General features: G+C 71.6%; 29 protein-coding genes and 1 riboswitch. Of the genes, 26 read left to right on the forward strand and 3 right to left on the reverse strand.

All coding sequences use genetic code 11. The features are described from left to right. Positions 1–43: 43 nt before the first annotated feature. From FHP06_RS01800 to FHP06_RS01845, 10 genes are all read left to right on the forward strand, one after another. Positions 44–658: a TetR/AcrR family transcriptional regulator gene (locus tag FHP06_RS01800; protein WP_230973369.1), complete on the forward strand. Its 615-nt coding sequence runs from the start codon at positions 44–46 to the stop codon at positions 656–658. Between the two features lie 81 nt (positions 659–739). After that, positions 740–1,405 carry a ribulose-phosphate 3-epimerase gene (gene rpe / locus FHP06_RS01805; protein WP_147683211.1) on the forward strand — a complete coding sequence of 222 codons (666 nt, stop codon included), beginning with the start codon at positions 740–742 and terminating at the stop codon, positions 1,403–1,405. 38 nt (positions 1,406–1,443) lie between these two features. Then, a riboswitch (FMN riboswitch) is annotated at positions 1,444–1,576 on the forward strand. Positions 1,577–1,652: 76 nt separating this feature from the next. Continuing rightward, the gene (gene ribD / locus FHP06_RS01810) at positions 1,653–2,690 is read left to right on the forward strand and encodes a bifunctional diaminohydroxyphosphoribosylaminopyrimidine deaminase/5-amino-6-(5-phosphoribosylamino)uracil reductase RibD (protein WP_147683213.1); all 1,038 of its coding nucleotides are present in this window, start codon (positions 1,653–1,655) and stop codon (positions 2,688–2,690) included. Next, positions 2,690–3,322: a riboflavin synthase gene (locus FHP06_RS01815; RefSeq protein WP_147683215.1), complete on the forward strand. Its 633-nt coding sequence runs from the start codon at positions 2,690–2,692 to the stop codon at positions 3,320–3,322. Before ribD ends, FHP06_RS01815 begins: the two co-directional genes overlap by 1 nt. Beyond that, complete coding sequence (locus FHP06_RS01820; RefSeq protein ID WP_147683217.1) at positions 3,319–4,539, forward strand: bifunctional 3,4-dihydroxy-2-butanone-4-phosphate synthase/GTP cyclohydrolase II; 1,221 nt, start codon at positions 3,319–3,321, stop codon at positions 4,537–4,539. Before FHP06_RS01815 ends, FHP06_RS01820 begins: the two co-directional genes overlap by 4 nt. After that, positions 4,536–5,009, forward strand: a complete 474-nt coding sequence (gene ribH / locus FHP06_RS01825; RefSeq protein WP_147683219.1) for a 6,7-dimethyl-8-ribityllumazine synthase — start codon at positions 4,536–4,538, stop codon at positions 5,007–5,009. The genes FHP06_RS01820 and ribH overlap by 4 nt, the downstream gene beginning before the upstream one ends. A gap of 27 nt (positions 5,010–5,036) precedes the next feature. Then, positions 5,037–5,300 carry a phosphoribosyl-ATP diphosphatase gene (locus FHP06_RS01830; protein WP_147683221.1) on the forward strand — a complete coding sequence of 88 codons (264 nt, stop codon included), beginning with the start codon at positions 5,037–5,039 and terminating at the stop codon, positions 5,298–5,300. Positions 5,301–5,310: 10 nt separating this feature from the next. Then, positions 5,311–6,159 (forward strand): ATP phosphoribosyltransferase, encoded by an 849-nt coding sequence (gene hisG, locus FHP06_RS01835; RefSeq protein WP_147683223.1) that lies wholly within the window; start codon positions 5,311–5,313, stop codon positions 6,157–6,159. Then, positions 6,156–6,557 carry a PH domain-containing protein gene (locus FHP06_RS01840; RefSeq protein ID WP_147683225.1) on the forward strand — a complete coding sequence of 134 codons (402 nt, stop codon included), beginning with the start codon at positions 6,156–6,158 and terminating at the stop codon, positions 6,555–6,557. Before hisG ends, FHP06_RS01840 begins: the two co-directional genes overlap by 4 nt. After that, complete coding sequence (locus FHP06_RS01845) at positions 6,554–6,946, forward strand: SseB family protein (RefSeq protein ID WP_147683227.1); 393 nt, start codon at positions 6,554–6,556, stop codon at positions 6,944–6,946. Before FHP06_RS01840 ends, FHP06_RS01845 begins: the two co-directional genes overlap by 4 nt. Here FHP06_RS01845 and FHP06_RS01850 read toward each other — a convergent pair. After that, a complete protein-coding gene (locus tag FHP06_RS01850) occupies positions 6,933–7,919 on the reverse strand; it encodes a GNAT family N-acetyltransferase (protein ID WP_147683229.1) in 987 nt (328 codons plus the stop codon). The genes FHP06_RS01845 and FHP06_RS01850 overlap by 14 nt on opposite strands. A 183-nt stretch (positions 7,920–8,102) precedes the next feature. On the opposite strand from FHP06_RS01850, the gene infC reads away from it, so the two are divergent. Genes infC through pheT form a run of 7 tightly spaced genes read left to right on the forward strand, consistent with a single transcriptional unit; the run spans position 8,103 to position 15,036 of the window. After that, on the forward strand, positions 8,103–8,894 hold the full coding sequence (gene infC, locus FHP06_RS01855) for a translation initiation factor IF-3 (protein ID WP_230973370.1): 792 nt from the start codon (positions 8,103–8,105) through the stop codon (positions 8,892–8,894). A gap of 1 nt (position 8,895) precedes the next feature. After that, positions 8,896–9,090, forward strand: coding sequence for a 50S ribosomal protein L35 (gene rpmI / locus FHP06_RS01860; protein WP_147683231.1), 195 nt, complete (start codon positions 8,896–8,898; stop codon positions 9,088–9,090). Between the two features lie 38 nt (positions 9,091–9,128). After that, a complete protein-coding gene (gene rplT / locus FHP06_RS01865) occupies positions 9,129–9,521 on the forward strand; it encodes a 50S ribosomal protein L20 (RefSeq protein WP_147683233.1) in 393 nt (130 codons plus the stop codon). Positions 9,522–9,543: 22 nt separating this feature from the next. Next, the gene (locus tag FHP06_RS01870) at positions 9,544–10,359 is read left to right on the forward strand and encodes a TrmH family RNA methyltransferase (protein WP_187271739.1); all 816 of its coding nucleotides are present in this window, start codon (positions 9,544–9,546) and stop codon (positions 10,357–10,359) included. 33 nt (positions 10,360–10,392) lie between these two features. Further along, entirely contained in the window at positions 10,393–11,427 is a 1,035-nt protein-coding gene (locus FHP06_RS01875; RefSeq protein WP_147683237.1) for a sensor histidine kinase, read from the forward strand. 10 nt (positions 11,428–11,437) lie between these two features. Next, positions 11,438–12,538 (forward strand): phenylalanine--tRNA ligase subunit alpha, encoded by a 1,101-nt coding sequence (gene pheS / locus FHP06_RS01880; protein WP_230973371.1) that lies wholly within the window; start codon positions 11,438–11,440, stop codon positions 12,536–12,538. After that, positions 12,538–15,036, forward strand: coding sequence for a phenylalanine--tRNA ligase subunit beta (gene pheT, locus FHP06_RS01885; protein ID WP_147683239.1), 2,499 nt, complete (start codon positions 12,538–12,540; stop codon positions 15,034–15,036). The genes pheS and pheT overlap by 1 nt, the downstream gene beginning before the upstream one ends. Before the next feature lies 1 nt (position 15,037). Here pheT and FHP06_RS01890 read toward each other — a convergent pair whose 3' ends face one another. Then, complete coding sequence (locus tag FHP06_RS01890) at positions 15,038–15,595, reverse strand: LemA family protein (protein ID WP_147683241.1); 558 nt, start codon at positions 15,593–15,595, stop codon at positions 15,038–15,040. Between the two features lie 27 nt (positions 15,596–15,622). Then, positions 15,623–17,401 carry a DUF2207 domain-containing protein gene (locus FHP06_RS01895; RefSeq protein WP_147683243.1) on the reverse strand — a complete coding sequence of 593 codons (1,779 nt, stop codon included), beginning with the start codon at positions 17,399–17,401 and terminating at the stop codon, positions 15,623–15,625. A 93-nt stretch (positions 17,402–17,494) separates the two neighbouring features. Between FHP06_RS01895 and argG the strand changes: the two genes are divergently transcribed. From argG to FHP06_RS01940, 9 genes are read left to right on the forward strand one after another with little or no spacing between them, the layout of a single operon-like run. Next, entirely contained in the window at positions 17,495–18,925 is a 1,431-nt protein-coding gene (gene argG, locus FHP06_RS01900; protein WP_147683244.1) for an argininosuccinate synthase, read from the forward strand. 19 nt (positions 18,926–18,944) lie between these two features. Then, entirely contained in the window at positions 18,945–19,988 is a 1,044-nt protein-coding gene (gene argC, locus FHP06_RS01905; RefSeq protein ID WP_147683245.1) for an N-acetyl-gamma-glutamyl-phosphate reductase, read from the forward strand. Next, positions 19,985–21,136, forward strand: coding sequence for a bifunctional glutamate N-acetyltransferase/amino-acid acetyltransferase ArgJ (gene argJ / locus FHP06_RS01910; protein WP_147683247.1), 1,152 nt, complete (start codon positions 19,985–19,987; stop codon positions 21,134–21,136). Before argC ends, argJ begins: the two co-directional genes overlap by 4 nt. Beyond that, entirely contained in the window at positions 21,133–22,149 is a 1,017-nt protein-coding gene (gene argB / locus FHP06_RS01915) for an acetylglutamate kinase (protein WP_230973372.1), read from the forward strand. Before argJ ends, argB begins: the two co-directional genes overlap by 4 nt. Continuing rightward, positions 22,146–23,378 carry an acetylornithine transaminase gene (locus FHP06_RS01920; protein WP_147683249.1) on the forward strand — a complete coding sequence of 411 codons (1,233 nt, stop codon included), beginning with the start codon at positions 22,146–22,148 and terminating at the stop codon, positions 23,376–23,378. Before argB ends, FHP06_RS01920 begins: the two co-directional genes overlap by 4 nt. Beyond that, positions 23,375–24,307, forward strand: a complete 933-nt coding sequence (gene argF / locus FHP06_RS01925) for an ornithine carbamoyltransferase (protein WP_147683846.1) — start codon at positions 23,375–23,377, stop codon at positions 24,305–24,307. The genes FHP06_RS01920 and argF overlap by 4 nt, the downstream gene beginning before the upstream one ends. Next, complete coding sequence (locus tag FHP06_RS01930; RefSeq protein ID WP_147683251.1) at positions 24,304–24,816, forward strand: arginine repressor; 513 nt, start codon at positions 24,304–24,306, stop codon at positions 24,814–24,816. Before argF ends, FHP06_RS01930 begins: the two co-directional genes overlap by 4 nt. Beyond that, a complete protein-coding gene (gene argH / locus FHP06_RS01935) occupies positions 24,813–26,213 on the forward strand; it encodes an argininosuccinate lyase (RefSeq protein WP_147683253.1) in 1,401 nt (466 codons plus the stop codon). Before FHP06_RS01930 ends, argH begins: the two co-directional genes overlap by 4 nt. Next, positions 26,210–26,776: a DNA-3-methyladenine glycosylase gene (locus FHP06_RS01940; RefSeq protein WP_147683255.1), complete on the forward strand. Its 567-nt coding sequence runs from the start codon at positions 26,210–26,212 to the stop codon at positions 26,774–26,776. The genes argH and FHP06_RS01940 overlap by 4 nt, the downstream gene beginning before the upstream one ends. The last annotated feature ends 4 nt before the right edge of the window (positions 26,777–26,780 follow it).

Raw genomic sequence — 26,780 nt, forward strand, 5'->3', positions numbered from 1 at the left:
GACTATACGGAGAGTGTCTCCGGTTAGCAAGGAGGGTTGTGCTGTGGCCTCCACCACACCTGCCGTCATCGCGTCCGAGGAGACCGCCAAGCCGAGGCGCGCGGACGCCCAGCGGAACTACGACAAGCTGCTCGCCGCGGCCCGGGAGATCTTCCGGGAGCACGGGGCCCAGGCGTCGCTGGACGACATCGCCAAGCGCGCGGGCGTCGGTCCGGGCACCTTGTACCGGCACTTCCCGACGCGCGACGACCTGATCGACGCCGTCATGCGCGAGTGGTCCGAGGACGTCGACTCCGACAGTGACGAGGTCATCGCCGCGGGCCTCGACGCCCAGGAGACGCTGCGGACGTGGTTCGGCAAGTTCGTCGAGAACATCGGCGTCTACCGCGGCGCCGCCGCCAAGGTGATGTCCGCGATGGACGACGAGTCCTCGCCGATCTACCGCAAGTGCCAGGTCCTGGTCGGCGCGAACGACAAGGTCCTCACGCACCTGGCCGGCCGGGGCGAGCTGCGCGACGGCGTCGACTCGCGCGAGGTCATGCGGCTCGTCAGCGGCATCGCCACCGTCGCCGACCAGTCGCACCTGAGCGTGGACGAGTCCACGCCGATGCTCGACATCGTGATCCAGGGCATCCTGCGCGACCCGTCGGCACCCTGAGCTCCCACTAGGCTTTCGGGGTCTCGATACATCCCGCTCGTTCCTCGCGGGACACTCGACCTCCTTCGCTACGCTCCGGACATGGGTATCCAGATCGCCCCGAGCCTGCTGTCGGCCGACTTCGCGAACCTCGAGGCCGAGGCCGCGCGGATCGCCGGAGCCGACTGGCTGCACGTCGACGTCATGGACGGCCACTTCGTGCCCAACCTGACCCTCGGTGCGCCGGTCGTGGAGGCGCTGTCGAAGGTCGCGAAGCAGCCGATCGACGCCCACCTGATGATCGAGGACCCCGACCGGTGGGCGCCTGAGTACGTCGATGCCGGCGCGCAGAGCGTCACGTTCCACGTCGAGGCGGCCCGCGCGCCGGTGCGCCTGGCCCGCGAGATCCGCGCCAAGGGCGCTCGCGCGTCGATGGCGCTTCGCCCGGCCACGCCGATCGAGCCCTACGAGGACCTGCTGGGAGAGCTGGACATGGTCCTCCTGATGACGGTCGAGCCCGGGTTCGGCGGTCAGAAGTTCCTCGACGTCTGCCTGCCCAAGATCCAGCGCACCCGCGCGCTGCTCGACAAGCGGGGCGGCGACATCTGGCTGCAGGTCGACGGCGGCATCTCCGCCGACACGATCGAGCGCTGCGCCGAGGCCGGGGCCGACGTGTTCGTCGCCGGCTCGGCGGTCTTCGGGGCGGGCGACCCGGACGCGATGGTGGCCCAGCTGCGCTCGAGTGCCGAACAGCACAGCCACCTCTGACGAGGTCCGCGCTAGACTGAGGGCAACGAGCAACACGCTCGCGTGCACAGGGGTCGGTGAAATTCCGAGCCGGCGGTGACAGTCCGCGACCCGAGTCCAGCTTGCTGGACGAGGTTGAACCGGTGGAACTCCGGTACCGACGGTCAGAGTCCGGATGGGATGCGCACGCGTCGGGTTCCGCGTCGCGTGAGTGACGCCCGCCCGCCATCGCCCCGGTGCACCAGGAGATCTGGAGCTGGAGAGAACGATGGCCACCGAGACGGAGCTGCGAGCGATGCGCCGCGCGATCGACGTCGCGCGCTCCGTGCCCCGCACGCTGCCGAACCCGCGGGTCGGCTGCGTCCTCCTGGCGCCGGACGGCGCCGAGATCGCCGTCGGCGTCCACCGTGGTGCCGGCACGCCGCACGCGGAGGCCGACGCCCTCGCGCGGGCGGGGGACCAGGCGCGTGGTGCCACGGCCGTCGTCACGCTCGAGCCCTGCAACCACACCGGACGCACCGAGCCGTGTGCCAGCGCGCTGATCGCGGCCGGCGTCGCCCGCGTCATCCATGCCCAGACCGATCCGAACCCGAAGGCTGCCGGGGGAGCGGCCGCGCTCCAGGCCGCGGGCATCAACGTGGAGTCCGGCGTGCTCGCCGACGAGGCCACCGCGCTGAACGTCGAGTGGACCTTTTCCATCACGCACGGCCGTCCGTTCGTCACCTGGAAGTACGCCGCGACGCTCGACGGGCTGAGCGCCGCGCCCGACGGCAGCAGCAAGTGGATCACCAGCGCGGAGGCACGTCGCGACGTCCAGGCGTTCCGTGCCGAGTCCGACGCGATCATGGCCGGCACCGGCGCGGTCCTTGCCGACGACCCCCGCCTCACCGTGCGCGACGAGGACGACCTGCCGCTGCCCTACGAGCAGCAGCCGTTGCGCGTCGTGGTCGGCGAGACGCAGATCCCGCAGTACTACCGGGTGTTCGACCGGGTCGCCCCGACACTCCTGATCCAGAGCCGCGACCCCGACACGGTCCTGGCCAAGCTGACCGAGAACGAGATCCACCACGTCTGGCTGGAGGGCGGTCCGCGTCTCGCCGGCGGGTTCTGGAACGCCGGGCTGATCGACCGCGTCATCGGCTACATCGCGCCGTCCATGCTCGGCTCCGGCCGCGCCGCCCTGGAGGGCGAGGCCACCACGCTCGCCGACCTGCGCCCCATCGACGTGCAGGACCTGCGCACCGTCGGGCCCGACATCCGCATCATCGGCACGCCTGGTCGCTGCGCACGAGAGGAGATGCCCTGATGTTCACCGGACTGGTCGAGGAGACCGGCACCGTCACCGCGATCGAGTCGCTCGGCGACTCGGTCCGCCTCACCGTGCGCGGCCCCGTCGTCACCGCCGACGCCACGCACGGCGCGTCGATCGCCGTGAACGGCTGCTGCCTGACCGTGATGGCCCAGGACGACGACACGTTCTCCGCCGACGTCATGGCCGAGTCGCTCGCCAAGACGTCGCTCGGCGACCTCGCGGTGGGCGACGCCGTGAACCTCGAGCGCGCCATGGCCGCCGGCGCCCGGATGGGCGGACACGTCGTCCAGGGCCACGTCGACGGCACCGGCACGCTGATCGACCGCACGCCCGGTGACCACTGGGAAGTGCTGCGCTTCGCGATCCCGGCCGAGCTGGCCCGCTACCTGGTGCCCAAGGGCTCCATCACCGTCGACGGGGTCTCGTTGACCGTCGTCGACGTCGTCGACGCGGTGCCGGACGAGGAGGGGGAGCCCTGGTTCTCGGTCTCCCTGATCCCCACGACCCTCGCCGACACCACGCTCGGCACCACGCGACCCGGCGACCGGGTCAACCTCGAGGTGGACATCCTCGCCAAGTACGTCGAGCGGCTGCTGGCCGCTCAGCAGAAGGAGGCACGCGCATGAAGGTGCGACTCGACAGCATCGAACGGGCGCTCGCTGACATCCGCGACGGCAAGGCCGTCGTCGTGGTCGACGACGAGAACCGCGAGAACGAGGGCGACATCATCTTCGCCGCCAGCAAGGCGACGCCGGAGCTGATGGGCTTCCTCGTGCGGCACTCCAGCGGCTACGTCTGCGCGCCGATCACCGGGGAGATCCTCGACCGCCTCGGCATCCCGCTGATGACGCCACACAACCGCGAGCTGATGCGCACCGCGTACACGATCTCCATCGACGCCCGCGACGGCATCACCACCGGCATCTCTGCCGCCGACCGCGCGCGCACGTGCCGCGTGCTGGCCGACTCGGCCACGGAGCCGTTCGAGCTCGTCCAGCCCGGCCACGTCCTGCCGCTGCGCGCCAAGGACGGCGGGGTGCTGGAGCGCGCCGGCCACACCGAGGCCGCCGTCGACCTGACCCGGCTCGCCGGGCTCACCCCGGCCGGCGTGATCGGCGAGGTCGTCCACGACGACGGCACGCTGATGCGCGCCCCCGCGTTGCGGGAGTTCGCCGACGAGAACGACCTCGCTCTCGTCTCGATCGAGGACCTGCAGATCTATCGCCGCCTGCACGAGTCGCAGGTCGAGCGGCTGGCCGAGACCAGCCTGCCCACGGAGTTCGGGCAGTTCACCGCGCTCGGCTACCGGGACACGATCGACGGCTCCGAGCACATCGCCCTCGTCCACGGTGAGCCGAGCACCCAGGATGTCCTGGTGCGCCTGCACTCGGAGTGCCTGACCGGCGACGTGCTCGGCTCGCGTCGTTGCGACTGCGGCCCGCAGCTCCAGGCGTCGATGGCCGAGATCACCGCCGAGGGCGCCGGCGTGGTCGTCTACCTCCGCGGCCACGAGGGTCGCGGCATCGGCCTGCTGCACAAGCTGCAGGCGTACGCGCTGCAGGACGACGGTCGCGACACGGTCGACGCGAACCTCGAGCTCGGGTTCGCCGAGGACGACCGCGACTACGCCGCGGGCGCGCAGATCCTGCGCGACCTCGGCATCACCTCGGTCCGCCTGCTCACCAACAACCCGGACAAGGCGAACGGCCTGGAGACGTACGGCGTCAAGGTGGCCGAGCGCCTGCCGCTGGCCATCACGCCGACGCCGGAGAACATCCGGTACCTGCGCACCAAGGCCGAGCGGATGGGTCACGACCTGCCCGGGCTGGAGGTCCCCGAATGAGCGGGCACGGAGCACCCAGCCTGCACGTCGACGCCGCCGGCGCACGCGTCGCGGTCGTCGCGTCCAGCTGGCACGACGAGGTGATGGACGGGCTGCTGGCCGGCGCCCAGACCGCGCTCGCCGACGCCGGGGTCACCGACGTCACTGTGCTGCGCGCCCCGGGCTCGTTCGAGCTGCCGATCATCGCCCAGGCCTGCGCGACGTCCGGGTACGACGCCGTCATCGCGCTCGGTGTGATCATCCGCGGCGGCACGCCGCACTTCGAGTACGTCAGCGCCGCCGCCACCGACGGCTTGGCGCGCGTCGCACTCGACACCGGCGTCCCGGTCGGCTTCGGCCTGCTCACGTGCGACGACGAGCAGCAGGCCCTCGACCGGGCCGGTCTGCCGGACAGCCGGGAGGACAAGGGCCGCGAGGCCGTCGAGGCCGCGCTGGCGACGTGGACGGTGCTGCGCGGCGTCCGGGGCTAGCTCGCGGGCCGATACGCTGGACACACGATGAAGACCTTCGACCAGCTGTTCGCCGAGCTCGCCGACAAGGCGAGCACCCGCCCAGAGGGCTCGCGCACCGTCGCCGAGCTCGACGCCGGCGTGCATGCGATCGGCAAGAAGCTGGTCGAGGAGGCGGCGGAGTCGTGGATGGCGGCGGAGCACGAGAGCCCCGAACGCGCGGCCGAGGAGATCAGCCAGCTGCTCTACCACGCCCAGGTGATGATGCTCGCGAAGGGCATCACCCTCGACGACGTCTACGCCCACCTGTAAGAGGACCTTCATGCTCAAGATCGCCGTCCCCAACAAGGGGTCACTCGCCGACGCCGCGGCCCAGATGCTGCAGGAGGCCGGCTACCGCCAGCGCCGCAGCGCCAAGGACCTCGTGGTCCTGGACGCCGACAACGGCGTCGAGCTGTTCTACCTGCGCCCGCGCGACATCGCCATCTACGTGGGGGAGGGCACGCTCGACGTCGGCATCACCGGCCGCGACCTGCTGCTCGACTCCGGCGCCAGCGCCACCGAGGTGATGCCGCTCGGCTTCGCCGCCTCCACGTTCCGCTACGCCGCGCCCACCGGCACGATGAGCGACACCGCCGACCTCGCCGGCGCCCGCATCGCCACATCGTACCCGGGCATCGTCGAGCGCGACCTCACCGCCCGCGGGATCGACGCCACCGTCGTCCGGCTGGACGGTGCGGTCGAGTCGTCGGTGCGCCTCGGCGTGGCCGACGCCATCGCCGACGTCGTCGAGACCGGCAGCACGCTCCGCCAGGCCGACCTCGAGGTCTTCGGCGACCCGATCCTCGCGTCGGAGGCCGTGCTGGTCACGCACGCCCGCGGTGACGAGCCGGCCGAGGGCTTCGACGTGTTCAAGCGGCGCCTCGACGGCGTCATCGCCGCGCGGAACTACGTCATGGTCGAGTACGACATCCCGTCCGACCTCGTCGACCGAGCGGTCGAGCTGACGCCGGGCATGGACTCGCCGACGATCTCGCCGCTGCGACTCGAGGGCTGGGTCGAGGTGCGGTCGATGGTGCCGCGCGACGCGGCGCAGAAGATCATGGACGGCCTGTACGACCTCGGCGCCCGCGGCATCCTCGTCACGGACATCCTGGCGTGTCGAGTGTGACGTACCGACCCGTCGGGGCCCGGATCGTCGCCTACGGGTCGTCCGTCGCGCTGGTCGTCGTCACGATCGTCATCGGCGTCGCGCTGCCGTCGGACATCGAGTTCACGGTCCCGGAGCTGATCACGCTCGCCCTGACCCTGGGCGCCATGCTCGCGGTGCTGCACGGCATCGGGCGCAGCTACGTGCGCGCCGACGACACCGGCCTGGAGATCCTCAACGGCTACCGGCGCCACCACATCCCGTGGGACCGGATGAAGGGCATCTCGATGAACACCGGCGCGCCCTGGCCGACCCTCGTCCTGAAGGACGACGACCGCGTCCTGCTGTTCGCCATCCAGGGCTCCGACGGGGCGACGGCCCGCGCCGCCGTCGACGACCTGGTCCGGCGGATCCCGTGAGCCCGTCGCTGGCCGAACCGGCTTTTCCCGACGACGACGGGGAGGCCTACCCGGAGCTCGCCCGTGCGCTGGGGGACGAGACCGCTGTCGCAGCGGTGCTGCCGGACGTTCGTGTCTTCGTGCCCGTGGTCGCACTGCTGGGAGACGTACCCGCGGATGGCGACAAGGAAGCAGACATGGCGGCGGTGCTGATGACCGGCGCCGACGGTCGTCAGGCCCTGCTGACGTTCAGCAGCGTCGACGCGATGAGGGCCTGGAACCCCGAGGCCCGGCCGGTGCCGGTGTGGGGCCGCGACGCTGCCCGGGCCGCCCTGGACGAGGGCGCGTCGGCGCTCCTGGTCGACCTCGGCAGCCCGGGGTTCACCGTGGTGGAGATCAGCGCGGGCTGAGCGGCAGGGTCACGTGCAGCTCGTCGTCGTGACGCTCGACCCGGGCGACGAAGCCGGCCGACCCCACGGCGCGCAGCACCCGGTCGTCGGCGGCGCCGGACACGATCGTGAGCCGCTCGAGCCCGCGCTCGCGCGCGACGCGAGCGCCCTGCCGCACGAGCATGGTGGTCAGGCCCCGGTCGCGCCACGCGTCCTCCACCAGGATCCGGAGCGTCCAGCGGCCCTGTTCCTCCTCGAGCACCGCGTGCGCCACGAGGTCGAGACCGGACTGCACCACGAGGGCGTGTCCGTGGTCCGGCTGCACGAGCCGCCGCGCCATCCGCGTGGTCAGCGGCATGCGGAGCGGCACCTGGTAGCGCGCGTACAGCGTCTCGATGCTGCACCGCTCGTGCAGCGCGGCGACGCCCTCGAGGTCCGCCGGGGCGGCGTCGCGGACCATCGGTGACGGGCCGAGGTCCGTCGGGGCGATCAGCGGCTGGTCGAACCCGGCGTCACCCACGAGCGAGAGCAGCGCCTGTGCCCGGGAGCGCTCGACCGGCGTGAACGGCACCGCCCGGCTCACTCGAAGGGTCCGGCCGTCGCGGCGGACGAGGTCCAGCACGTCGTGGCCCCGGTAGTCGGCGACGTCCGGCGTCTCCGTGCCGAGGAGCTCCCGCAGCACCTCCTCGACGGGGCGGCCGCCGTCCAGCACCTCGGACGCGCCCGCCAGGTAGCGCGTCGGCGCGTCGTCCGGGGCGCCGGCCGACACCCGGGTGGCGACGACGTCCTCGCCGCCGGCCTTCTCGAACAGGTCGGCGACCTGCACGTCGGTCCAGCCGTCCGGAGCGACGACCACCAGCTCGTCGGTGACGTGCGGCGACCCCGGGAACACCTGCATGCCGACGATGTTGAGCTCCGCCTCGCCGCACGCGGCCGCGATCCGCGCCAGGAGTCCTGGGCGGTCGGGGAGCGTGGTCCTGACCCGCCATTGCATGGATCCAGGGTGCTCCGCGCTCGTTGCCGCCCCGCGACGTCGCGGTTTCGATCAGGTCAACAGTCCGGCGTCGGCGGATTTCACGAGATCACAGGCTCGCTGGTAGACTCAGAAGTGAAGTGGAGATCACTCCCACCTGCTTGATCCGCGGATCTTGGGGTTGACGGCCGGAATTCCGGCTGGGTGGTTGCGTCCCGCGCGAGCGGGGAATGCGCCGCCGGTGGCCTTCGTTTCGCACGGAGGTCATTTTTTTTATGGCCTCCCACACGACCATCAGGAGGATCCATCAGCACAGAGCTGCGCGTCAACGATCGCATTCGCGTCCCGGAGGTCCGACTCGTCGGCCCCAGCGGCGAGCAAGTCGGCATCGTCCGTATCGAGCAGGCCCTCAGCCTCGCTGCCGAGGTCGATCTCGATCTCGTCGAGGTGGCCCCGACGGCACGCCCCCCGGTCTGCCGGATCATGGACTACGGCAAGTTCAAGTACGAAGCCGCCCAGAAGGCACGCGAGTCACGGCGCAACCAGACGAACACCATCATCAAGGAGATGAAGCTCCGCCCGAAGATCGACCAGCACGACTACGACACCAAGAAGGGTCACGTCGTCCGGTTCCTGAAGGCAGGCGACAAGGTCAAGATCACGATCATGTTCCGCGGTCGCGAGCAGCACCGTCCCGAGCTCGGGTACCGGCTGCTGCAGAAGCTGGCCGAGGACGTGCAGGATCTCGGCGTCGTCGAGGCGCACCCGCGCCAGGACGGCCGCAACATGACGATGGTGCTCGCGCCGCTCAAGAAGAAGTCCGAGGCCCAGGCCGAGGTCAAGGCCGAGAAGGCCCAGGCCACGGCGAACAAGGCAGCGGAACGCGAAGCCGAGGCGGAGGCCGAGAAGGCCCACCGTGAGGAACAGAAGAAGACCGCGACCCCGAAGAAGCCCCGGCGTCGCTCCGAGAACCTCGACCCAGACATGGAGGCATGAGATGCCGAAGTTCAAGCCCCACTCGGGCATGAAGAAGCGCGTCAAGATCACCGGCAAGGGCAAGCTGCGCCGCGAGCAGGCCAACCGCCGTCACCTGCTGGAGCACAAGACCAGCACCCGGACCCGCCGCCTGGACGGCACGGTCGACGTGTCGAAGGCGGACACCAAGAAGGCCAAGAAGCTGCTCGGCCTCTGAGGCGAGCCCACCGAACTCTGATCTGAAGGAGAACTGAGATGGCACGCGTCAAGCGTTCTGTCAACGCACAGAAGAAGCGCCGCGAGACTCTCGAGCGCGCATCGGGCTACCGCGGCCAGCGGTCCCGTCTGTACCGCAAGGCCAAGGAGCAGGTCACGCACTCGCTGGTCTACTCCTACCGCGACCGCAAGGCGCGCAAGGGTGACTTCCGCCGGCTCTGGATCCAGCGCATCAACGCTGCCGTCCGTGCCGAGGGCATGACCTACAACCGCTTCATCCAGGGCCTGCGGGCCGCGGGTGTCGAGGTCGACCGCAAGAACCTCGCCGAGCTCGCGGTGAACGAGCCGGCGGCGTTCTCTGCGCTCGTCCAGGTCGCCAAGGACAACCTGCCGGCCGACGTCAACGCTCCCAAGGACGACGCGGCTGCCTGAGCAGCTTCGCGTCCTCCCGCACGTGGCGAGCACAGAACAGAGCAACGAGGGGCCGCTCACCGTCCGTAGTGGACGCGTGAAGCACGCTCGGCGGCTCGCCACTCGTGCGTTCCGGGACAAGACCGGCGAGTTCCTCGCCGAGGGGCCGCAGGCCGTGCGCGAGGCCCTGGCGGCCGGCGCCGTGATCGAGGTCTTCGCCACGTCCAAGTACGACGACTGGCGCGACGACGCCGTCACCTGGAACGTCGTCGACGACGACCTGCTGGGCGAGATCGCCGACGCGGTCACGCCGCAGGGCATCGTCGCCCGGTGTCGCAGCGTGGTCGGGACGCTCGACGACCTGCCGGCCGAGGCCGGCTTCGTCGTGGTCTGCGCCGACGTCCGCGATCCCGGCAACGCCGGTGCCGTGATCCGCTGTGCCGACGCGGCCGGCGCCGACGCGGTGATCCTCGCCGGCGACAGCGTCGACCCCCTGAACCCCAAGGCGGTCCGGGCCGGCGTCGGCAGCCTGTTCCACCTGCCCGTCGTGGTGGACGGCGACGTCGCCGCGGTGATCGCCCTCCTGCGCGAGCGCGGTCTCCGCGTGCTGGCGGCCGACGGCCACGGCGAGCTCGACCTGTTCGACCCCGCCGTCGACCTCGTGCCGCCCACGGCCTGGCTGTTCGGCAACGAGGCGTGGGGCCTGCCGGAGGACGTCCGGGACCTCGCCGACGCCGTCGTCGCGGTCCCGATCTTCGGCCGCGCGGAGAGCCTGAACCTGGCCACCGCCGCCGCCGTCTGCCTGTACGCCACGGCCTGGGCACGACGACGTGACCCCGAGGTTGACGTACGCAACTAGTCCCTTCGGACTAGTTCGTACTACCCTCCCGCCATGGACCTCGACGAGTTCCCCGACGGCGTGCTGATCGCCGGACCGGACGGAACCGTCGAGTACGTCAATGCCCGCATCCGGGCCATGGCGCGCGCCACCGGCGACGAGATGATCGGGATGCGCCTGGAGGACGCGCTCCCGTTCGACGACCTCAACGGCAACTCCTGGTACGCGTGCACCCGGCCGTACGACGGCCTGAGCACGCGCACCCGCATCTCCGAGCAGGCCTGGTGGTCACCGCGGGGGAGTGAGTACCTGATCACCGCACGGCTCATCCGTGACCGTCCTGGCGGCAAGGTCCAGCGGGTGGTCGTCGGCGTGCGCAACGCCCGCATCCGCAACCAGCGCGACCGCGAGCGGTCCGACCTGGTCGCCACCGTCGCGCACGAGCTCCGCTCGCCGCTCACCGGCATCAAGGGATTCACCTCGACCCTGCTGACGAAGTGGGACCGGTTCTCCGAGGAGCAGCGCCAGCTGATGCTGGAGACCGTCGACGCCGACGCCGACCGGCTCAGCCGCCTGATCACCGAGCTCCTCGACGCCGCCCGCATCGACTCCGGACGGCTGACGCTGCGACGTGGGCCCGTCCGCCTCGACGAGGTCGCGCGGCACGTCATGACGATCGTCTCGGCGGGCGCCGGCGACCCGTTCGCCGTCACCGCGCCGGACGACGTGCCGACCATCTGGGGCGACGCCGACCGGCTCACCCAGGTCGTCACGAACCTGGTCGAGAACGCCATGCGGCACGGGTTCGGCCTCAAGAAGGTCGAGGTCAGTCCCACCAGTCCGCCCGACGACGGCGTGGCCCTGGAGATCCACGACAACGGACCGGGCATCCCCAAGGAGATGCGCCAGCGGGTCTTCAGTCGCTTCTGGCGGGCCGGTCCCGGGGCGGGCAGCGGCCTCGGCATGTACATCGTCCGCGGCATCGTCGAGGAGCACGGCGGCTCCATCGACATCCAGGACTCCGACGGCGGCGGCGCCCTGATCCGGATCTGGCTCCCGGTCAACGAGCCCGACGCCCTGGCTGAATAGACTCCTCTTCGTGCCATCGAGCTCCGACTACGACCCCGTCGAGGTCACGCCCCTGCGTGCCGACGAGGTCGAGCGCATGCGTGACGACGCCCTCGCGGCCATCGCCAAGGCGGCGACGCTCGCCGAGCTGAAGCAGGTACGCATCGATCACGCCGGTGACCGCTCGCCGCTCGCACTCGCGAACCGCGAGATCGGCGCGCTGCCGCCGCAGGCCCGCAAGGAGGCCGGCCAGCGCGTCGGCCAGGCCCGCGGCGCCGTCAGCGAGGCGCTCGCGGCGCGGACCGCCGAGGTGGAGGCCGCGGAGCTGGAGCAGTCGCTGGCCGCCGAGGCCGTCGACGTCACCCTGCCGGTCGACGTGGAGCCGGTCGGATCCCGCCACCCGCTCACGACGATCTCCGAGCACGTCGCCGACATCTTCATCGCCATGGGCTGGGAGATCGCCGAGGGCCCCGAGGTCGAGGCCGAGTGGCTCAACTTCGACGCCCTCAACCTCGGTCCCGACCACCCGGCCCGCACGATGCAGGACACCTTCTGGGTGAGCCCGGAGAGTGCCGCCATGGTGCTGCGCACGCACACGTCGCCCGTCCAGGCGCGCACGATGCTCACGCGCACGCCCCCGATCTACATCGCCTGCCCGGGCCGGGTGTTCCGCACCGACGAGCTCGACGCCACGCACTCGCCGGTCTTCCACCAGGTCGAGGGGCTGGCCATCGACGAGGGCCTGTCGATGGCCCACCTCAAGGGCACGCTCGACCACTTCGCCCAGGCGATGTTCGGCGACGGCATCACCACGCGGTTCCGCCCCTCGTACTTCCCGTTCACCGAGCCCAGCGCCGAGGTCGACCTGCTCTGCCACGTCTGCCACAACGTGCCGGGCACCGTCGAGAGCTGCCGCACGTGCAAGGGCGAGGGCTGGATCGAGTGGGGCGGCTGCGGCGTCGTGAACCCGCGCGTGCTGATCGCCTGCGGCGTGGATCCCGAGCGCTATTCCGGCTTCGCCTTCGGCATGGGTCTGGACCGCACCATCACCGGCCGCTACGACATCGCCGACCTGCGCGACCTGTTCGACGGCGACATCCGCTTCACCGAGCCGTTCGGGGTTGGTCTGTAGTGCGCGTCCCCATCGAGTGGCTGCGCGAGCTCGTCGCGCTGCCGGACGACCTCACCGCCGAGCAGATCGCTGCCCGCCTGACCGCGTTCGACCTCAAGCTCGAGGAGATCATCTCCGCCGGGCTGTCCGGCCCGATCGTGGTCGGCCGCGCCCTGAGCGTCGAGCCGGAGCCGCAGAAGAACGGCAAGACCATCAACTGGTGCCAGGTCGACGTGGGGGAGGACGAGCCGCGCGGCATCGTCTGCGGTGCCCACAACTTCGGCCCGGACGACCTCGTCGTCGTCGCGCTGCCCGGCGCCACCCTGCCCGGCGACTTCACGATCACCGCCCGCAAGACTTACGGCCACGTCTCCGACGGCATGATCTGCTCGCCGCCGGAGCTCGGGCTATCCGGCGACTCTGCCTTCCTCCGCCCAGGGCCCGGAACCCCTGCCGAGTCGGGCATCCTCGTGCTCGACGCTGAGTCCGCCCAGCCGGGCGACGACGCCGTGGCGCTGCTCGGTCTCGGCGGCGACGTCGTCGACCTCGAGGTCAACCCGGATCGCGCCTACGCGCTGTCGATGCGCGGCGTCGCCCGTGACGCCGCCCTGGCCTTCGGCCTGCCGTTCTCCGACCCCGCCGATCGCGACGTCCCGGCCGACGGTGAGGCGTACCCGGTCCGGGTCGACGACCCGGCCGGCTGCCCGGTCTTCGTCGCCCGTGAGGTCACCGGGTTCGACCCCTCGCGGCCCACGCCGTCGTGGATGGCCCGCCGGATCGAGCAGGCCGGCATGCGGTCCATCTCGCTCGCCGTCGACGTCAGCAACTACGTCATGCTCGAGCTCGGCCAGCCGAACCACGCCTACGACCGCGCCAAGCTGCACGGTCCGATCGTCGTCCGCCGCGCCGAGGCGGGGGAGAAGATCACCACCCTCGACGACGTCGTGCGCACGCTCGACCCCGACGACCTGCTGATCACCGACGACGACGGACCGGTCGGCATCGCCGGCGTCATGGGTGCCGCGCACGTGGAGATCGACGACGCCACCACGGACATCGTCATCGAGGCAGCGCACTTCGACCCGCCGACCATCGCGCGGAGCGGCCGACGGCACCGGCTGTCCTCCGAGGCGTCCAAGCGCAACGAGCGCGGCGTCGACACCGAGCTGCAGGCCCGGGCCGCCCAGCGCGTGGCCGAGCTGCTGGTCGAGCACGGTGGCGGACGGATCGAGCCGGGCCTCACCGTCGTGGGGGCACCGCCGGCACGCGCGTCGGTGACCATCGCCGACGACCTGCCGGCGCGCGTGAGCGGCGTGGCCATCGACGCCGAGACCGCGGTGGCCGCGCTGACGGCCGGTGGCGGCGAGGTCGTCCACGAGAACGGCACGATCACGCTCACCCCGCCGAGCTGGCGCTTCGACCTGAACGACCCCAACGACCTCGCCGAGGACGTCCTGCGGGTCGTCGGCTATGACCAGGTCCCGTCGGTCCTGCCGCCTGCTCCGGCGGGCCGAGGCTTGACCCGCGCCCAGGAGCTGCGCCGCTGGGTCGGCATGGTGCTCGCCGGCGACGGGCTGGTCGAGGTCAAGACGTTCCCGTTCGCCGGTCCTGCCGACTTCGACCGGCTCGGGCTCCCGGCCGACGACGCGCGGCGCCGCCAGGTGCTCCTCGCCAACCCGCTGTCCGCGGAGCAGCCGGGCATGACCACCACGCTGCTGGCCGGCCTGCTGTCCACCCTCGAGCTCAACGTCGGACGCGGTCACAGCGACGTGCAGATCACCGAGACCGGACGCGTCTTCCTGCCGCACGCCGAGGGACTGGCGGCGCCGATCTACGGCGTCGACCGGCGCCCCACCGAGTCCGAGCTCCAGGCCTTCGCCGACGCCTTGCCAGACCAGCCGCAGCACGTCGCGTTCGTCATGACGGGGGAGCGGCAGCGGTCCGGCTGGGCCGGCCCCGGTCGTCCGGTCGCCTGGTCCGACGCCGTCGCCGTGGCCCGGCACGTCGTCGAGACCCTGCACCTCGTCCCGGCCGTCGAGGCCGCTCAGCTCGCTCCGTGGCACCCCGGGCGCTGCGCCGCGATCATGATCGACGGCGTCGTCGTCGGGCACGCCGGCGAGCTGCACCCGGCCGTCGCCCGCGCCTACGGCGTCTCGACTCGCGTCATGGGTGCCGAGCTGGACCTCGACGCGCTGATCACCGCGGCGCCCGAGACCGGCCCGCGGCCCCAGTTCTCCGCGTTCCCCGTGGCGAAGGAGGACCTGGCCCTCGTCGTCGCGGACGACGTCCCGACGGCCACGGTCCAGGCCGCCCTGGAGGGCGCGAGCGACCTCATCGAGTCGGTGCGGCTGTTCGACGTCTACACCGGCGACCAGGTGCCCGCGGGCCACAAGTCGCTGGCGTTCGCCCTGCGCCTGCGCGCGCCCGACCGCACGCTGACCGACCGCGAGATCGCCGACGTCCGTCAGGCTGCCGTCACGGCCGCCGAGCGCGACGCGGGCGCCACGCTCCGCGCCTGACTCAGAACTGCACGGCGGGCGGCGTCTCCTGGCCCTCCGGGGCGTCGTAGAACGTCCGGGCCGAGACGCCGGCGATGCCGGTGAAGAAGAGCCACGGGATCGTCTTCACCAGGTTGTTCAGGCTCGCGACCGCGTCGTTGTAGTACTGGCGGGCGAACGAGAGCTTGTCCTCGGTGTCGGCGAGCGCGGCCTGCAGCTCCTGGAAGTTGGCCGACGCCTTCAGGTCCGGGTACGCCTCCGCCACGGCGAGCACGTCGACGAGGGCTTTGTCGAGCCGCGCCTCGGCGGCCGCCTTCTCCTCGACCGTGCCGCTCTTGGCGGCGCTCGCGACGCCGGCACGCGCGGCCGTCACCTCGTCGAACACCGCCCGCTCGTGCTGGGCGTACCCCTTCACCGTGTTCACGAGGTTCGGGATCAGGTCGGCGCGGCGGGTGAGCTGCACGTCGACGCCGCCGAGCGCCTCCTGGGCGGCGATGTCCGCCCGCCGGAGCTTGTTGAACGCGTAGACGCCGAACAGAACCAGCAGGACGACGACGGCGATGACGATCCAGATGACCATGAGAGCTCCTCGTGAACGGGTGGTGGCTTACCAGGAGCCGCCGCCACCGCCACCGCCTCCGCCGCCACCACCGCCGCCGCCCCCACCGGAGGAGGACGACGACTGGGTCGCGGCGTAGGCGCTGATCGAGGACGACAGCGATGAGTCGAAGCTGGAGAACGCGTCTCCGTGGCCACCGAAGAACGAGTGGCTGGGGGTGGTGGTGCCGCCGTACCAGGTCGGCGTCGGAGCCGGAGTGCCCGTGGCGGTCTCGTACTTCGCGGCCCACCGGTCGGCGCAGTCGAACGCCACGGCGTACGGGACGTAGGCGGTGTAGAGGTCCTTCTTGCCGCTGAAGTCGAAGCGGTCCTTGGCCGAGTCGGTGGAGAGCAGGCGCTCGAAGCCGCCCGCACGCGACCACACGTCGCGGCCGAGCAGCGTGCGCCGGCGCCCGACGCCGGGGGACATGAGTCCCGCGCCGCCCACGACGAAGGCCGCGAACGGGATCACCGGGAGCGAACTGCCGAACGGCAGGAACGTGAGGACGACGGCGAGGACGGCGGCCACGCCCACGGCGACCCGGCCGAGGAGCTCGGAGATGTCGACCTTCTGGAGCCCGGCGGACGTCGCCCAGGAGCTCGTGACGGCGAACAGGCCGCTCTGCGTCTCCTGGAGCTTCTTGCCGGCCTTCACGCCGCCGTTGGCGGAGAACGTCTTGCCCGGGTGGTTCACGCCGAGCGAGTCGCCGACGTACCGCGTGACCTCGTCCGTGGCGGCCCACGCGGCGTCGTCACCGATCCCGGTGATGGTCCAGTCGGCGCCGGACTGCTCGAGCCTGGTGAGGCCCTGCTCGGCCTGGTAGAGCAGTGTGGCGACGAGTGCGCGTCGCGGCAGCCGCTCGGACGTGACGTAGTGCGTCTGCACCGGGCCGAGGCCCTCCGGAGGCTCGTACATCACGGGGTAGCCCGGGTCGCGCTCGCGCGACCGCCGGTCCCAGAGGTAGCCGAAGCCGAGGGCGACGACGGAGATCGCGCCGACGACGAGCACGGCGCTGAGGCTGCGGCCGAGCAGCCGGTCCCACGTGATGTCCCAGGGCGGACCGTCGCGGTCGGGCGCGTTCACGGGCACGTCGGCGCGCATGGTCACCCGTGTGTAGGGCGCGAGGGCCCCGGTCTGGATGCTCAGGGTGTCGCTGCCGAGCCCGTCGACGCGGCACGGCGTGCCGTTGGCGACCGCGCACTGAGCCTCCTCGACCGCCTTCGGCAGCTTCACGGTGATGCGGGCCTGGTCCATGGCCATCGCCCAGCCGCCGGCGACGACCTGCCAGTCGAACACCGACCCTCGGGTCTCCTCGCCGGCCCAGCTGGACGACGTGCCGCTGGTCTCGTCGCCCGGAGCGAGCGCGCCCTTGATGCGGTAGGTGATGCGGTACGTGTGCTCACCCGGCGCGAGCGTGGAGTCCGGGTCGCCCACCTTCGCGACGCGGTATCGGCGTCCGGACTGCCACTGCATGTCGACCGGCACGTCCTGCCCGTCGAGCGTGATGTCGATGTCCTTCGGCTTCAGGCGGACGTGCGGGTCGCCGAAGTCCTTGAGGTCCCAGAAGCGGAAGATGCCGTGCCGCCCGAACGGGAACATCGCCGTGATGGTCTCCTCGCCGTGCAGCGTGCCGTCGGCGTCGACCGTGTACTTCGCGTCGTAGCTCGTGATCCGGACGGGATCGGGGCCGGCCGAGGTGTCCTGCGGGACCAGGGCCGTGAGCAGCGGCGCGAGCAGCAGGATCGCGGCGCCGACCAGCGCCACCGCCCGCCACAGGAACCGTGCCATGGCCATACAGTAGGGGAGCGGGGCGTCGCGCCGTGTCGGTCCGGAGACAACCCGCTCTGCAAGAACTTGCACGACTATGCAAGAATGTGTGGCATGTCCAAGGTCATGACCACCCTGCCGGTCGGTGAACGCGTCGGCATCGCCTTCTCCGGGGGACTCGACACCTCCGTCGCCGTCGCGTGGATGCGCGACAAGGGCGCGGTGCCGTGCACGTACACCGCCGACATCGGCCAGTACGACGAGCCGGACATCGAGGGGATCCCGGGACGGGCGCTTCAGTACGGCGCCGAGCTGGCCCGGGCGATCGACTGCAAGCGGCCGCTCGTCGACGAGGGGCTCGCGGCGCTCGCCTGCGGGGCGTTCCACATCCGGTCCGCGGGGCGCACGTACTTCAACACCACGCCGCTCGGCCGAGCGGTCACCGGCACGCTCCTGGTCCGGGCCATGCATGAGGACGGCGTCGACATCTGGGGCGACGGCTCCACGTTCAAGGGCAACGACATCGAGCGGTTCTACCGCTACGGCCTCCTCGCCAACCCCGAGCTGCGGATCTACAAGCCGTGGCTCGACGCCGACTTCGTGACCGAGCTCGGCGGCCGGGCGGAGATGAGCCAGTGGCTCGCCGAGCGTGACCTGCCGTACCGGGACAGCCAGGAGAAGGCCTACTCCACGGACGCCAACATCTGGGGCGCGACGCACGAGGCCAAGACGCTCGAGCACCTGGACACGTCGTTGGAGACCGTCGAGCCGATCATGGGCGTGAAGTTCTGGGACCCGTCAGTCGAGATCGAGACCGAGGACGTGACCATCGGCTTCGAGCAGGGCCGGCCGGTCTCCATCAACGGCGTGCGGTTCGACGACCCCGTCGCCCTCGTCCACGAGGCCAACGCCATCGGCGGCCGGCACGGGCTCGGCATGTCCGACCAGATCGAGAACCGGATCATCGAGGCCAAGAGCCGCGGCATCTACGAGGCGCCCGGCATGGCGCTCCTCCACATCGCCTACGAGCGGCTCGTCAACGCGATCCACAACGAGGACACCATCGCGAACTTCCACCAGCACGGCCGGCGGCTCGGCCGGCTGATGTACGAGGGCCGCTGGCTGGACCCGCAGTCGATGATGCTGCGCGAGTCGGTGCAGCGCTGGATCGCGTCCGTCGTCGGCGGCGAGGTGACGCTGCGGCTGCGGCGGGGCGAGGACTACTCGATCCTGGACACCCAGGGCACCAACTTCTCGTACCACCCGGAGAAGCTGTCGATGGAGCGCACGGAGAACGCCGCGTTCGGGCCGACCGACCGGATCGGCCAGCTGACGATGCGGAACCTCGACATCGCCGACTCGCGCGCGATGCTCGAGCAGTACGCCGCGCAGCCGCTCGACCAGGGCCAGGTGCTCGTCGAGAACGGCACGCTCTTCGGCGAGCTCCCGGCGGGTGGAGCCACGCGGATCGAGGCGAACCCCGGCGTCGACGAGGACGCGGAGGCCGCCCTGGACGCCGCGGCCATGGAGTTCGGGACCGATTGATGTCTGCGAAGGTGGAGAGATGAGCACGATCACGGCAGCAGTCGCCGGCGCCAGCGGGTACGTCGGCGGAGAGGTGCTGCGCACCTTGCTCGCACACCCCGAGGTCACGATCGGCGCGGTCACCGCGTCGTCGAACGCCGGCGCGCGCCTGGGCGAGCTCCAGCCGCACCTGCTGCCGCTGGCGGACCGGGTGCTCGACCCCACGGACGCCGAGCACCTCGCCGGCCACGACGTCGTCTTCCTGGGGCTGCCGCACGGCGCCTCCGCCGAGGTCGCAGCGACGCTCGGCGACGACGTGCTGGTCATCGACTGCGGCGCGGACTTCCGGCTCGACAGCTCCGACGACTGGGCCGAGTTCTACGGCGGCGACGGTGCGCATGATTGGGCCGGCACGTGGCCGTACGGCCTGCCCGAGCTGCCCGGCCAGCGGGAGGCACTGGCCGGCGCCAAGCGCGTCGCCGTGCCCGGCTGCTTCCCGACCATCTCGACGCTGACGGCCATGCCGGCCGTGCTCGCCGACCTGGTGCACCCCGACCTGACGATCGTCGCGCCCACCGGCACGTCGGGCGCCGGCAAGAAGCTGGCGCCCGGGTTCCTCGCCTCCGAGGTGATGGGGCAGGCGAGCGCCTACGGCGTCGGCGGCGTGCACCGGCACACCCCGGAGATCGAGCAGAACCTGCGGAAGGCCGGCGCGGCCGACCCGGTCGTCTCGTTCACGCCGATCCTCGCGCCGATGGCACGCGGCATCCTCGCCACCGTCTCCGCTCCGCTGAAGGACGGCGTCACCGCTGACGACGTGCGGGCCGCCTACGAGAAGGCGTACGCCGACGAGCCGTTCGTCCACGTCCTGCCTGACGGCACGTGGCCGCAGACCAAGTCCGTCCTCGGCGCGAACCTGGCGCTCGTCCAGGCCACCGTCGACCCGCGCGCGAACAAGCTCGTCGCCATCGGCGCCATGGACAACCTCGCCAAGGGCACCGCCGGGGGAGCGGTGCAGTCGATGAACCTCGCGCTCGGCCTGCCCGAGACCACCGGTCTCTCCACGGTCGGAACCGCACCATGAGCGTCACCGCGGCCCAGGGGTTCCGGGCGAGCGGCGTCGCTGCGGGGCTGAAGTCGAGCGGCAAGGCCGACGTCGCGCTCGTCGTGAACGACGGACCGTCGTCCGCGGCCGCCGCCGTGTTCACCAGCAACCGCTGCAAGGCGAACCCGGTGCTCTGGAGCGAGGAGGCCATCAAGGCCGGCTCGGCCCGCGCGGTCGTGCTCAACTCCGGGGGCGCCAATTGCTACACGGGCCCGGAGGGCTTCGCCGTCACGCACGCCACCGCCGAGCTCGTCGCGGAGTCGCTCGGCCTGGGTACCGTCGACGTCCAGGTGTGCTCCACGGGCCTGATCGGGCTCCTGAACGACAAGGACACCCTGCTCGCCGGCGTGCGGAACGCCGTGGGTGAGCTCGACGCCGACGGTGGCCAGGCCGCCGCCGAGGCGATCATGACCACCGACTCGGTGCCCAAGCAGGCGGTCGTGTCGGCCGACGGGTTCACCGTGGGCGGCATGGCGAAGGGCGCCGGCATGCTGGCGCCGGCACTGGCCACGATGCTCGTCGTCATCACCACGGACGCCGACGTCACGGCCGAGCAGGCCGACGCCGCGCTACGGGCGGCCACCCGCACCACGTTCGACCGCCTCGACTCCGACGGCTGCCAGTCCACCAACGACACCGTGCTGCTGATGGCGAGCGGCGCGTCGGGCACCACCCCGGACCCGGACGCGTTCGCCGAGGCGGTCCACTCGGTCTGCCACAGCCTCGCGGTGCAGCTGCTCGCCGACGCGGAGGGCGCCGACCACGAGATCACCATCGAGGTCGTCAACGCGGCCACCGAGGACGACGCCGTGGAAGTCGGCCGGTCCATCGCCCGCAGCAACCTGTTCAAGTGCGCGATCTTCGGCAAGGACCCCAACTGGGGTCGCGTCCTCGCCTCCGTCGGCACCACGCAGGCGGCGTTCGACCCCGCCGACCTCGACGTCGCCCTCAACGGCGTGTGGGTGTGCCGGAACAGCGGTCCGTCCGAGTCGCCGGAGAAGGTCGACCTGGAGCCGCGGGCCGTCACCGTCACCGTCGACCTGAAGGCCGGCGACGCCACCGCGTCGGTCTGGACCAACGACCTCACCCACGCCTACGTCCACGAGAACTCCGCCTACTCCACGTGAGCGAGACGATGACCGACACCGACGCCACCTACCCCGATCCGGCCGAGCTCGAGCCGGACCCCGACTACGGGCTCGACCCGGAGACGTGGAAGCAGGCCACCGACAAGGCCCGCATCCTCGCCGAGGCCCTGCCGTGGCTGAAGAAGTACCACGGCAAGGTCGTCGTGGTGAAGTACGGCGGCAACGCCATGACGGACGACACCCTCAAGAAGGCGTTCGCCGAGGACATCGTGTTCCTGCGGCTCGCCGGCTTCCACCCGGTGGTCGTGCACGGCGGCGGCCCGCAGATCAGCGCGATGCTCGACAAGCTCGGCATCGAGTCGGAGTTCCGCGCCGGGCTGCGCGTCACGACGCCGGAGGCCATGGACGTCGTCCGCATGGTCCTCACCGGACAGGTGAGCCGGGAGCTCGTCGGGCTGCTGAACCGGCACGGCGCTCTCGCCGTCGGGCTGTCCGGCGAGGACGCCGGCCTGTTCACCGCCGAGAAGACCATGCCGGTCGTCGACGGCGAGGCGGTCGACGTCGGGCTCGTCGGCGAGGTGGTCGGCGTGCGCCCGGAGGCGGTGCTGGACCTCATCGAGGCGGGCCGCATCCCGGTCGTGTCGTCGGTGGCTCCAGACGCGGCGGGCCAGGTGCACAACGTCAACGCCGACACCGCCGCGTCCGCCCTGGCCGTCGCGCTGGGTGCCGAGAAGCTGCTCGTGCTCACCGACGTCGAGGGCCTGTACGCCGACTGGCCGAACAGCGACGACGTCATCGGCGAGATCTCGCCGGAGGCGCTCGCGGAGATCCTGCCGGGTCTCGCCAGCGGCATGATCCCGAAGATGACGGCCTGCCTGAAGGCGGTCGAGGGTGGCGTCAAGGGCGCCACCGTGGTCGACGGCCGGCAGCCGCACTCGGTGCTGCTGGAGATCTTCACCGACGAGGGCATCGGCACCCAGGTGCTGCCGAACGCCGGCACCCGCATCCGCACCGCCATGTACTCGACCAGCGGCCCCAAGGAGACACCGTGAGCTTCCCCGGCACGGCGCAGGAGCACACCGGCCAGGAATGGACGGAGCGCTACCAGGGCGCCCTGATGAACACCTTCGGCCCGCCGCAGCGTGTCCTCGTGCGAGGCGAGGGGCCGTACGTCTGGGACGTCGACGGCAACAAGTACCTCGACCTCCTCGGCGGCATCGCGGTCAACGCGCTCGGCCACGCCCACCCGGCCCTGCTGAAGGCCGTGGGGGAGCAGCTGGGCACGCTCGGGCACGTCTCGAACTTCTTCACGTCGGAGCCCCAGGTCGAGCTGGCTGAGAAGCTCCTCTCGCTTCTGGGCCAGGACGGGCCCGGCGGGGGTGCCGGGCCACGGGCGGCGAACGGCAGAGTCTTCTTCACGAGCACCGGGACCGAGGCCAACGAGGCGGCGTTCAAGGCGACGCGCAAGACGGGCCGGACGACGATCGTCGCCACCGAGGGCAGCTTCCACGGCCGCACCATGGGTGCCCTCGCGCTGACGTCCAAGCAGGCCTACCGCGAGCCGTTCGAGCCGCTGCCCGGCGACGTCCGGTGGGTGCCGTACGGCGATGCCGCGGCGCTCGAGTCCGCCGTCGACGAGACGGTCGCGGCGGTCGTCGTCGAGCCGATCCAGGGCGAGGCCGGCGTCGTCGTCCCGTCCGACGACTACCTCGCCGAGGCACGGCGCATCACGTCCGAGCACGGCGCACTGCTCTGGATCGACGAGGTCCAGACCGGCATCGGCCGCACCGGCGCCTGGTTCGACCACGCTCGGTCGTGCATCACGCCCGACCTCGTGACCGTGGCCAAGGGCCTCGGTGGCGGCATCCCCATCGGCGCATGCATCGCGCTGGGCGACACCGCGACGCTCCTGCAGCCCGGCAACCACGGCACGACCTTCGGCGGCAACCCGGTCGCCACCTCGGCCGCCCTCGCGGTCATCGAGACCATCGAGGCCGAGGGCCTGCTCGAGAACGCCCGAGAGGTGGGCGACGCCATCCGGTCGGGCCTGGCCGACCACCCGCTCGTGGCCGAGACGACGGGCCGCGGGCTCCTCGTCGGCATCGTGCTCACCGAGCCGAAGGCCGCCGAGATCCAGCAGGCCGCCCTCGACGCCGGTCTCATCATCAACAACGCGACGCCCGAGCGGCTGCGGCTCGCCCCGCCGCTGATCCTCACGCCCGAGCAGGCCGACGGCGCGGTGAAGACGCTGCGCATGCTCCTGGACGAGGCAAGTTCCTGATGCGCCACTTCCTGCGCGACGATGACCTCACCCCGGAGGAGCAGGCCGAGGTGCTGGCGCTAGCCCGCGAGCTGAAGGCGGCGCCGTACTCGCGGCGCCCTCTGGAGGGCCCGCAGAGCGTCGCGGTGCTGTTCGACAAGTCGTCCACGCGCACGCGCGTCTCGTTCTCCGTGGGCATCGCCGACCTCGGCGGCTCGCCGCTCGTCATGGACACCGGCACCACGCAGATCGGCCGCAACGAGTCGGTCGCCGACACCGCCCGGGTGCTCGGCCGGATGACGAGCGCCGTCGTGTGGCGCACGTTCTCCCAGGCGGATCTCGAGGAGATGGCGGAGCACGCCGGCGTCCCGGTCGTGAACGCCCTCACCGACGACTTCCACCCGTGCCAGATCCTGGCCGACTGGCTGACCGTGATCGAGCACAAGGGGTCGCTGGCCGGACTCACCGTCGTCTACCTCGGCGACGGCGCCAACAACATGGGCCAGTCGTACCTGCTGGGCGGAGCCACCGCGGGCATGCACGTCCGCATCGGCTCACCGGCGGGCTACCAGCCCGACCCTGCCGTGGTGGCGGACGCCGAGGCCATCGCGAAGCGCACGGGTGGCTCCGTGCTCGTCACCGACGACCCGGCCGCAGCCATCGCCGGCGCCGACGTCGTCATCACCGACACCTGGGTCTCGATGGGCCAGGAGGACGAGAAGCAGGCACGGCTGGAGACGTTCGCCGACTACGCCGTGAGCGTCGAGGCGTTCGCCACCGCCGATCCCGAGGCCATCGTGCTGCACTGTCTGCCCGCGTACCGGGGCCTGGAGATCGCCGCCGAGGTGCTCGACGGCCCGCGCAGCGTCGTCTGGGACGAGGCCGAGAACCGGCTGCACGCCCAGAAGGCCCTGCTCGTCTGGCTCCTCGAGCATCGGGAGGACGCATGACCGCCGTGGACACCAAGGCCGCGCGCCAGCGGCTGATCGTCGACCTGCTCGGCCGCCACCCCGTGCGGTCGCAGAACGAGCTCGCCGCGCTGCTGCTCGCCGAGGGCGTGCAGACCACGGCGTCGACACTCTCGCGCGACCTCGTCGAGCTCGACGCCGTCCGCGTCCGCCACGGCGAGGACGGGCTCGTCTACGCCGTGCCGGGGGAGGGAGGCGACCGGACCCCGCGACCCGCCAAGGACAACGCCGGCGGACACGCCAAGCTCGCCCGCATCGTGCGCGAGCTGCTCGTGACGGCGGAGGCGTCGGCCAACCTGGTCGTCATGCGCACGCCGCCGGGTGCCGCCCAATACTTCGCGTCCGCCATCGACCATGCCGCCCCCGGCGACGTCCTCGGCACGATCGCCGGCGACGACACCGTCCTGCTGATCTGCCGTGACCCCGACGGCGGCGCCGCCGTCGTGGACCGGTTCACCACCTTGGCCGGCGCGGCGAAGGAGACCTCGTGACCGAACAAGAGAAGACGAGCCTCTGGGGCGGGCGGTTCACCTCCGGCCCCTCCTCGGCCCTCACCGAGCTGTCCCGGTCGACGCACTTCGACTGGCGGCTCGCGCCCTACGACCTCGCCGGGTCGAAGGCCCACGCCGCCGTGCTGCATCGCGCCGGCCTGCTCACCGACGACGACCTGAGCGCGCTGCTCGAGGGCATCGATGCCCTGACCGCCGACGTCGCGTCCGGGGACTTCGTCGCCCACCCCGACGACGAGGACGTCCACACCGCACTCGAGCGCGGACTGATCGAGAAGCTCGGCCCCGAGCTGGGCGGGCGCCTGCGCGCCGGCCGGTCACGCAACGACCAGGTCGCGACGCTCTTCCGGCTGTACCTCCGCGACCACGGCCGCCAGGTGGCGCAGCTCGTGCGCGAGCTCGTCGAGGCCCTGGCCGCCCAGGCCGAGCGGCACCTCGGCGTCGCCATGCCGGGCCGCACCCACCTGCAGCACGCCCAGCCGGTCCTGCTCTCGCACCACCTGCTGGCGCACGCCTGGCCGCTGGTCCGCGACCTCGACCGGCTCGCCGAGTGGGACGCCCGCGTCGGGGCCGAGTCACCGTACGGCTCGGGCGCGCTGGCCGGTTCGTCATTGGGTCTGGACCCGGAGCAGGTCGCCACCGACCTCGGGTTCACCGGCTCCACCCCGAACTCGATCGACGGCACGGCCGCCCGCGACTTCGTCGCCGAGTTCGCGTACATCACCGCGCAGGTCGGCGTCGACGTCTCCCGCCTCGCCGAGGAGATCATCCTCTGGAACACGAAGGAGTTCGGCTTCGTCACGCTCGACGACGGCTACTCCACCGGGTCGAGCATCATGCCGCAGAAGAAGAACCCCGACGTCGCCGAGCTGGCCCGCGGCAAGGCCGGCCGCCTGATCGGCAACCTGTCCGGTCTGCTGGCCACGCTGAAGGCCTTGCCGCTCGCCTACAACCGCGACCTGCAGGAGGACAAGGAGCCGGTGTTCGACTCCGTCGACACGCTCGAGGTCCTGCTGCCCGCGTTCACCGGCATGATCGCCACGCTCACCTTCGACACGGCACGGCTCGAGGCGCTGGCCCCGCAGGGCTTCGCCCTGGCCACCGACGTCGCGGAGTGGCTCGTCCGCCAAGGCGTCCCGTTCCGGGAGGCGCACGAGATCTCCGGCGCCTGCGTGCAGGCCTGCGAGGAGCGCGGCATCGACCTGCCCGACCTCAGCGACGACGACTTCGCCGCCATCTCGCCGCACCTGACCCCGGACGTCCGCTCCGTGCTGACCGTCGCCGGCTCGATCGCGTCCCGCGACGCCCGGGGCGGCACCGCCCAGGCCCGCGTCAGCGACCAGCTCGGCGAGCTCCGGCGCCGCCTCACCTCGTCGTGAGTGAGGCGGAGGTCGTCGAGCGGGCGACCGGCCTCCTCGGCCGCACGTTCGTCGGGCACGGCGTCACGGTGCGCATCACGGAGGTCGAGGCGTACGGCGGCATCGAGGACCCGGCGTCCCACGCGTACACTCGCACCCAGCGGTCGGAGATCATGTTCGGCCCGCCGTGGCACCTGTACGTGTATCGCTCGTACGGCATCCACCACTGCGCGAACGTCGTCACCGGTCCGACCGAGAAGGCCGCCGCGGTGCTCCTGCGGGCCGGCGAGGTGGTCGACGGGCTCGAGCTCGCCCGCGAGCGCAGGCCCGGTGTCGCCGATGCCGTGCTCGGCCGAGGTCCCGGCAACCTCGCCCTGGTCCTGGGCCTGACGCTCGACGACCTCGGCACGCCGCTGCTCACCGGCGACGGCGTCCACCTCGGCCCCGAGGTCCCGCGGCCGGAGCAGGTCCGCAGCGGACCGCGGGTCGGCGTCTCGCGTGCTGCCGACGTCCCGTGGCGGCTCTGGCTGCCGGACGAGCCGTCCGTCTCGGCCTACCGCCGCAGCCCGAGGGCTCCCCGCTGAACGA

Source organism: Aeromicrobium terrae, from assembly GCF_008039565.1.
Classification (GTDB): domain Bacteria; phylum Actinomycetota; class Actinomycetes; order Propionibacteriales; family Nocardioidaceae; genus Aeromicrobium; species Aeromicrobium terrae.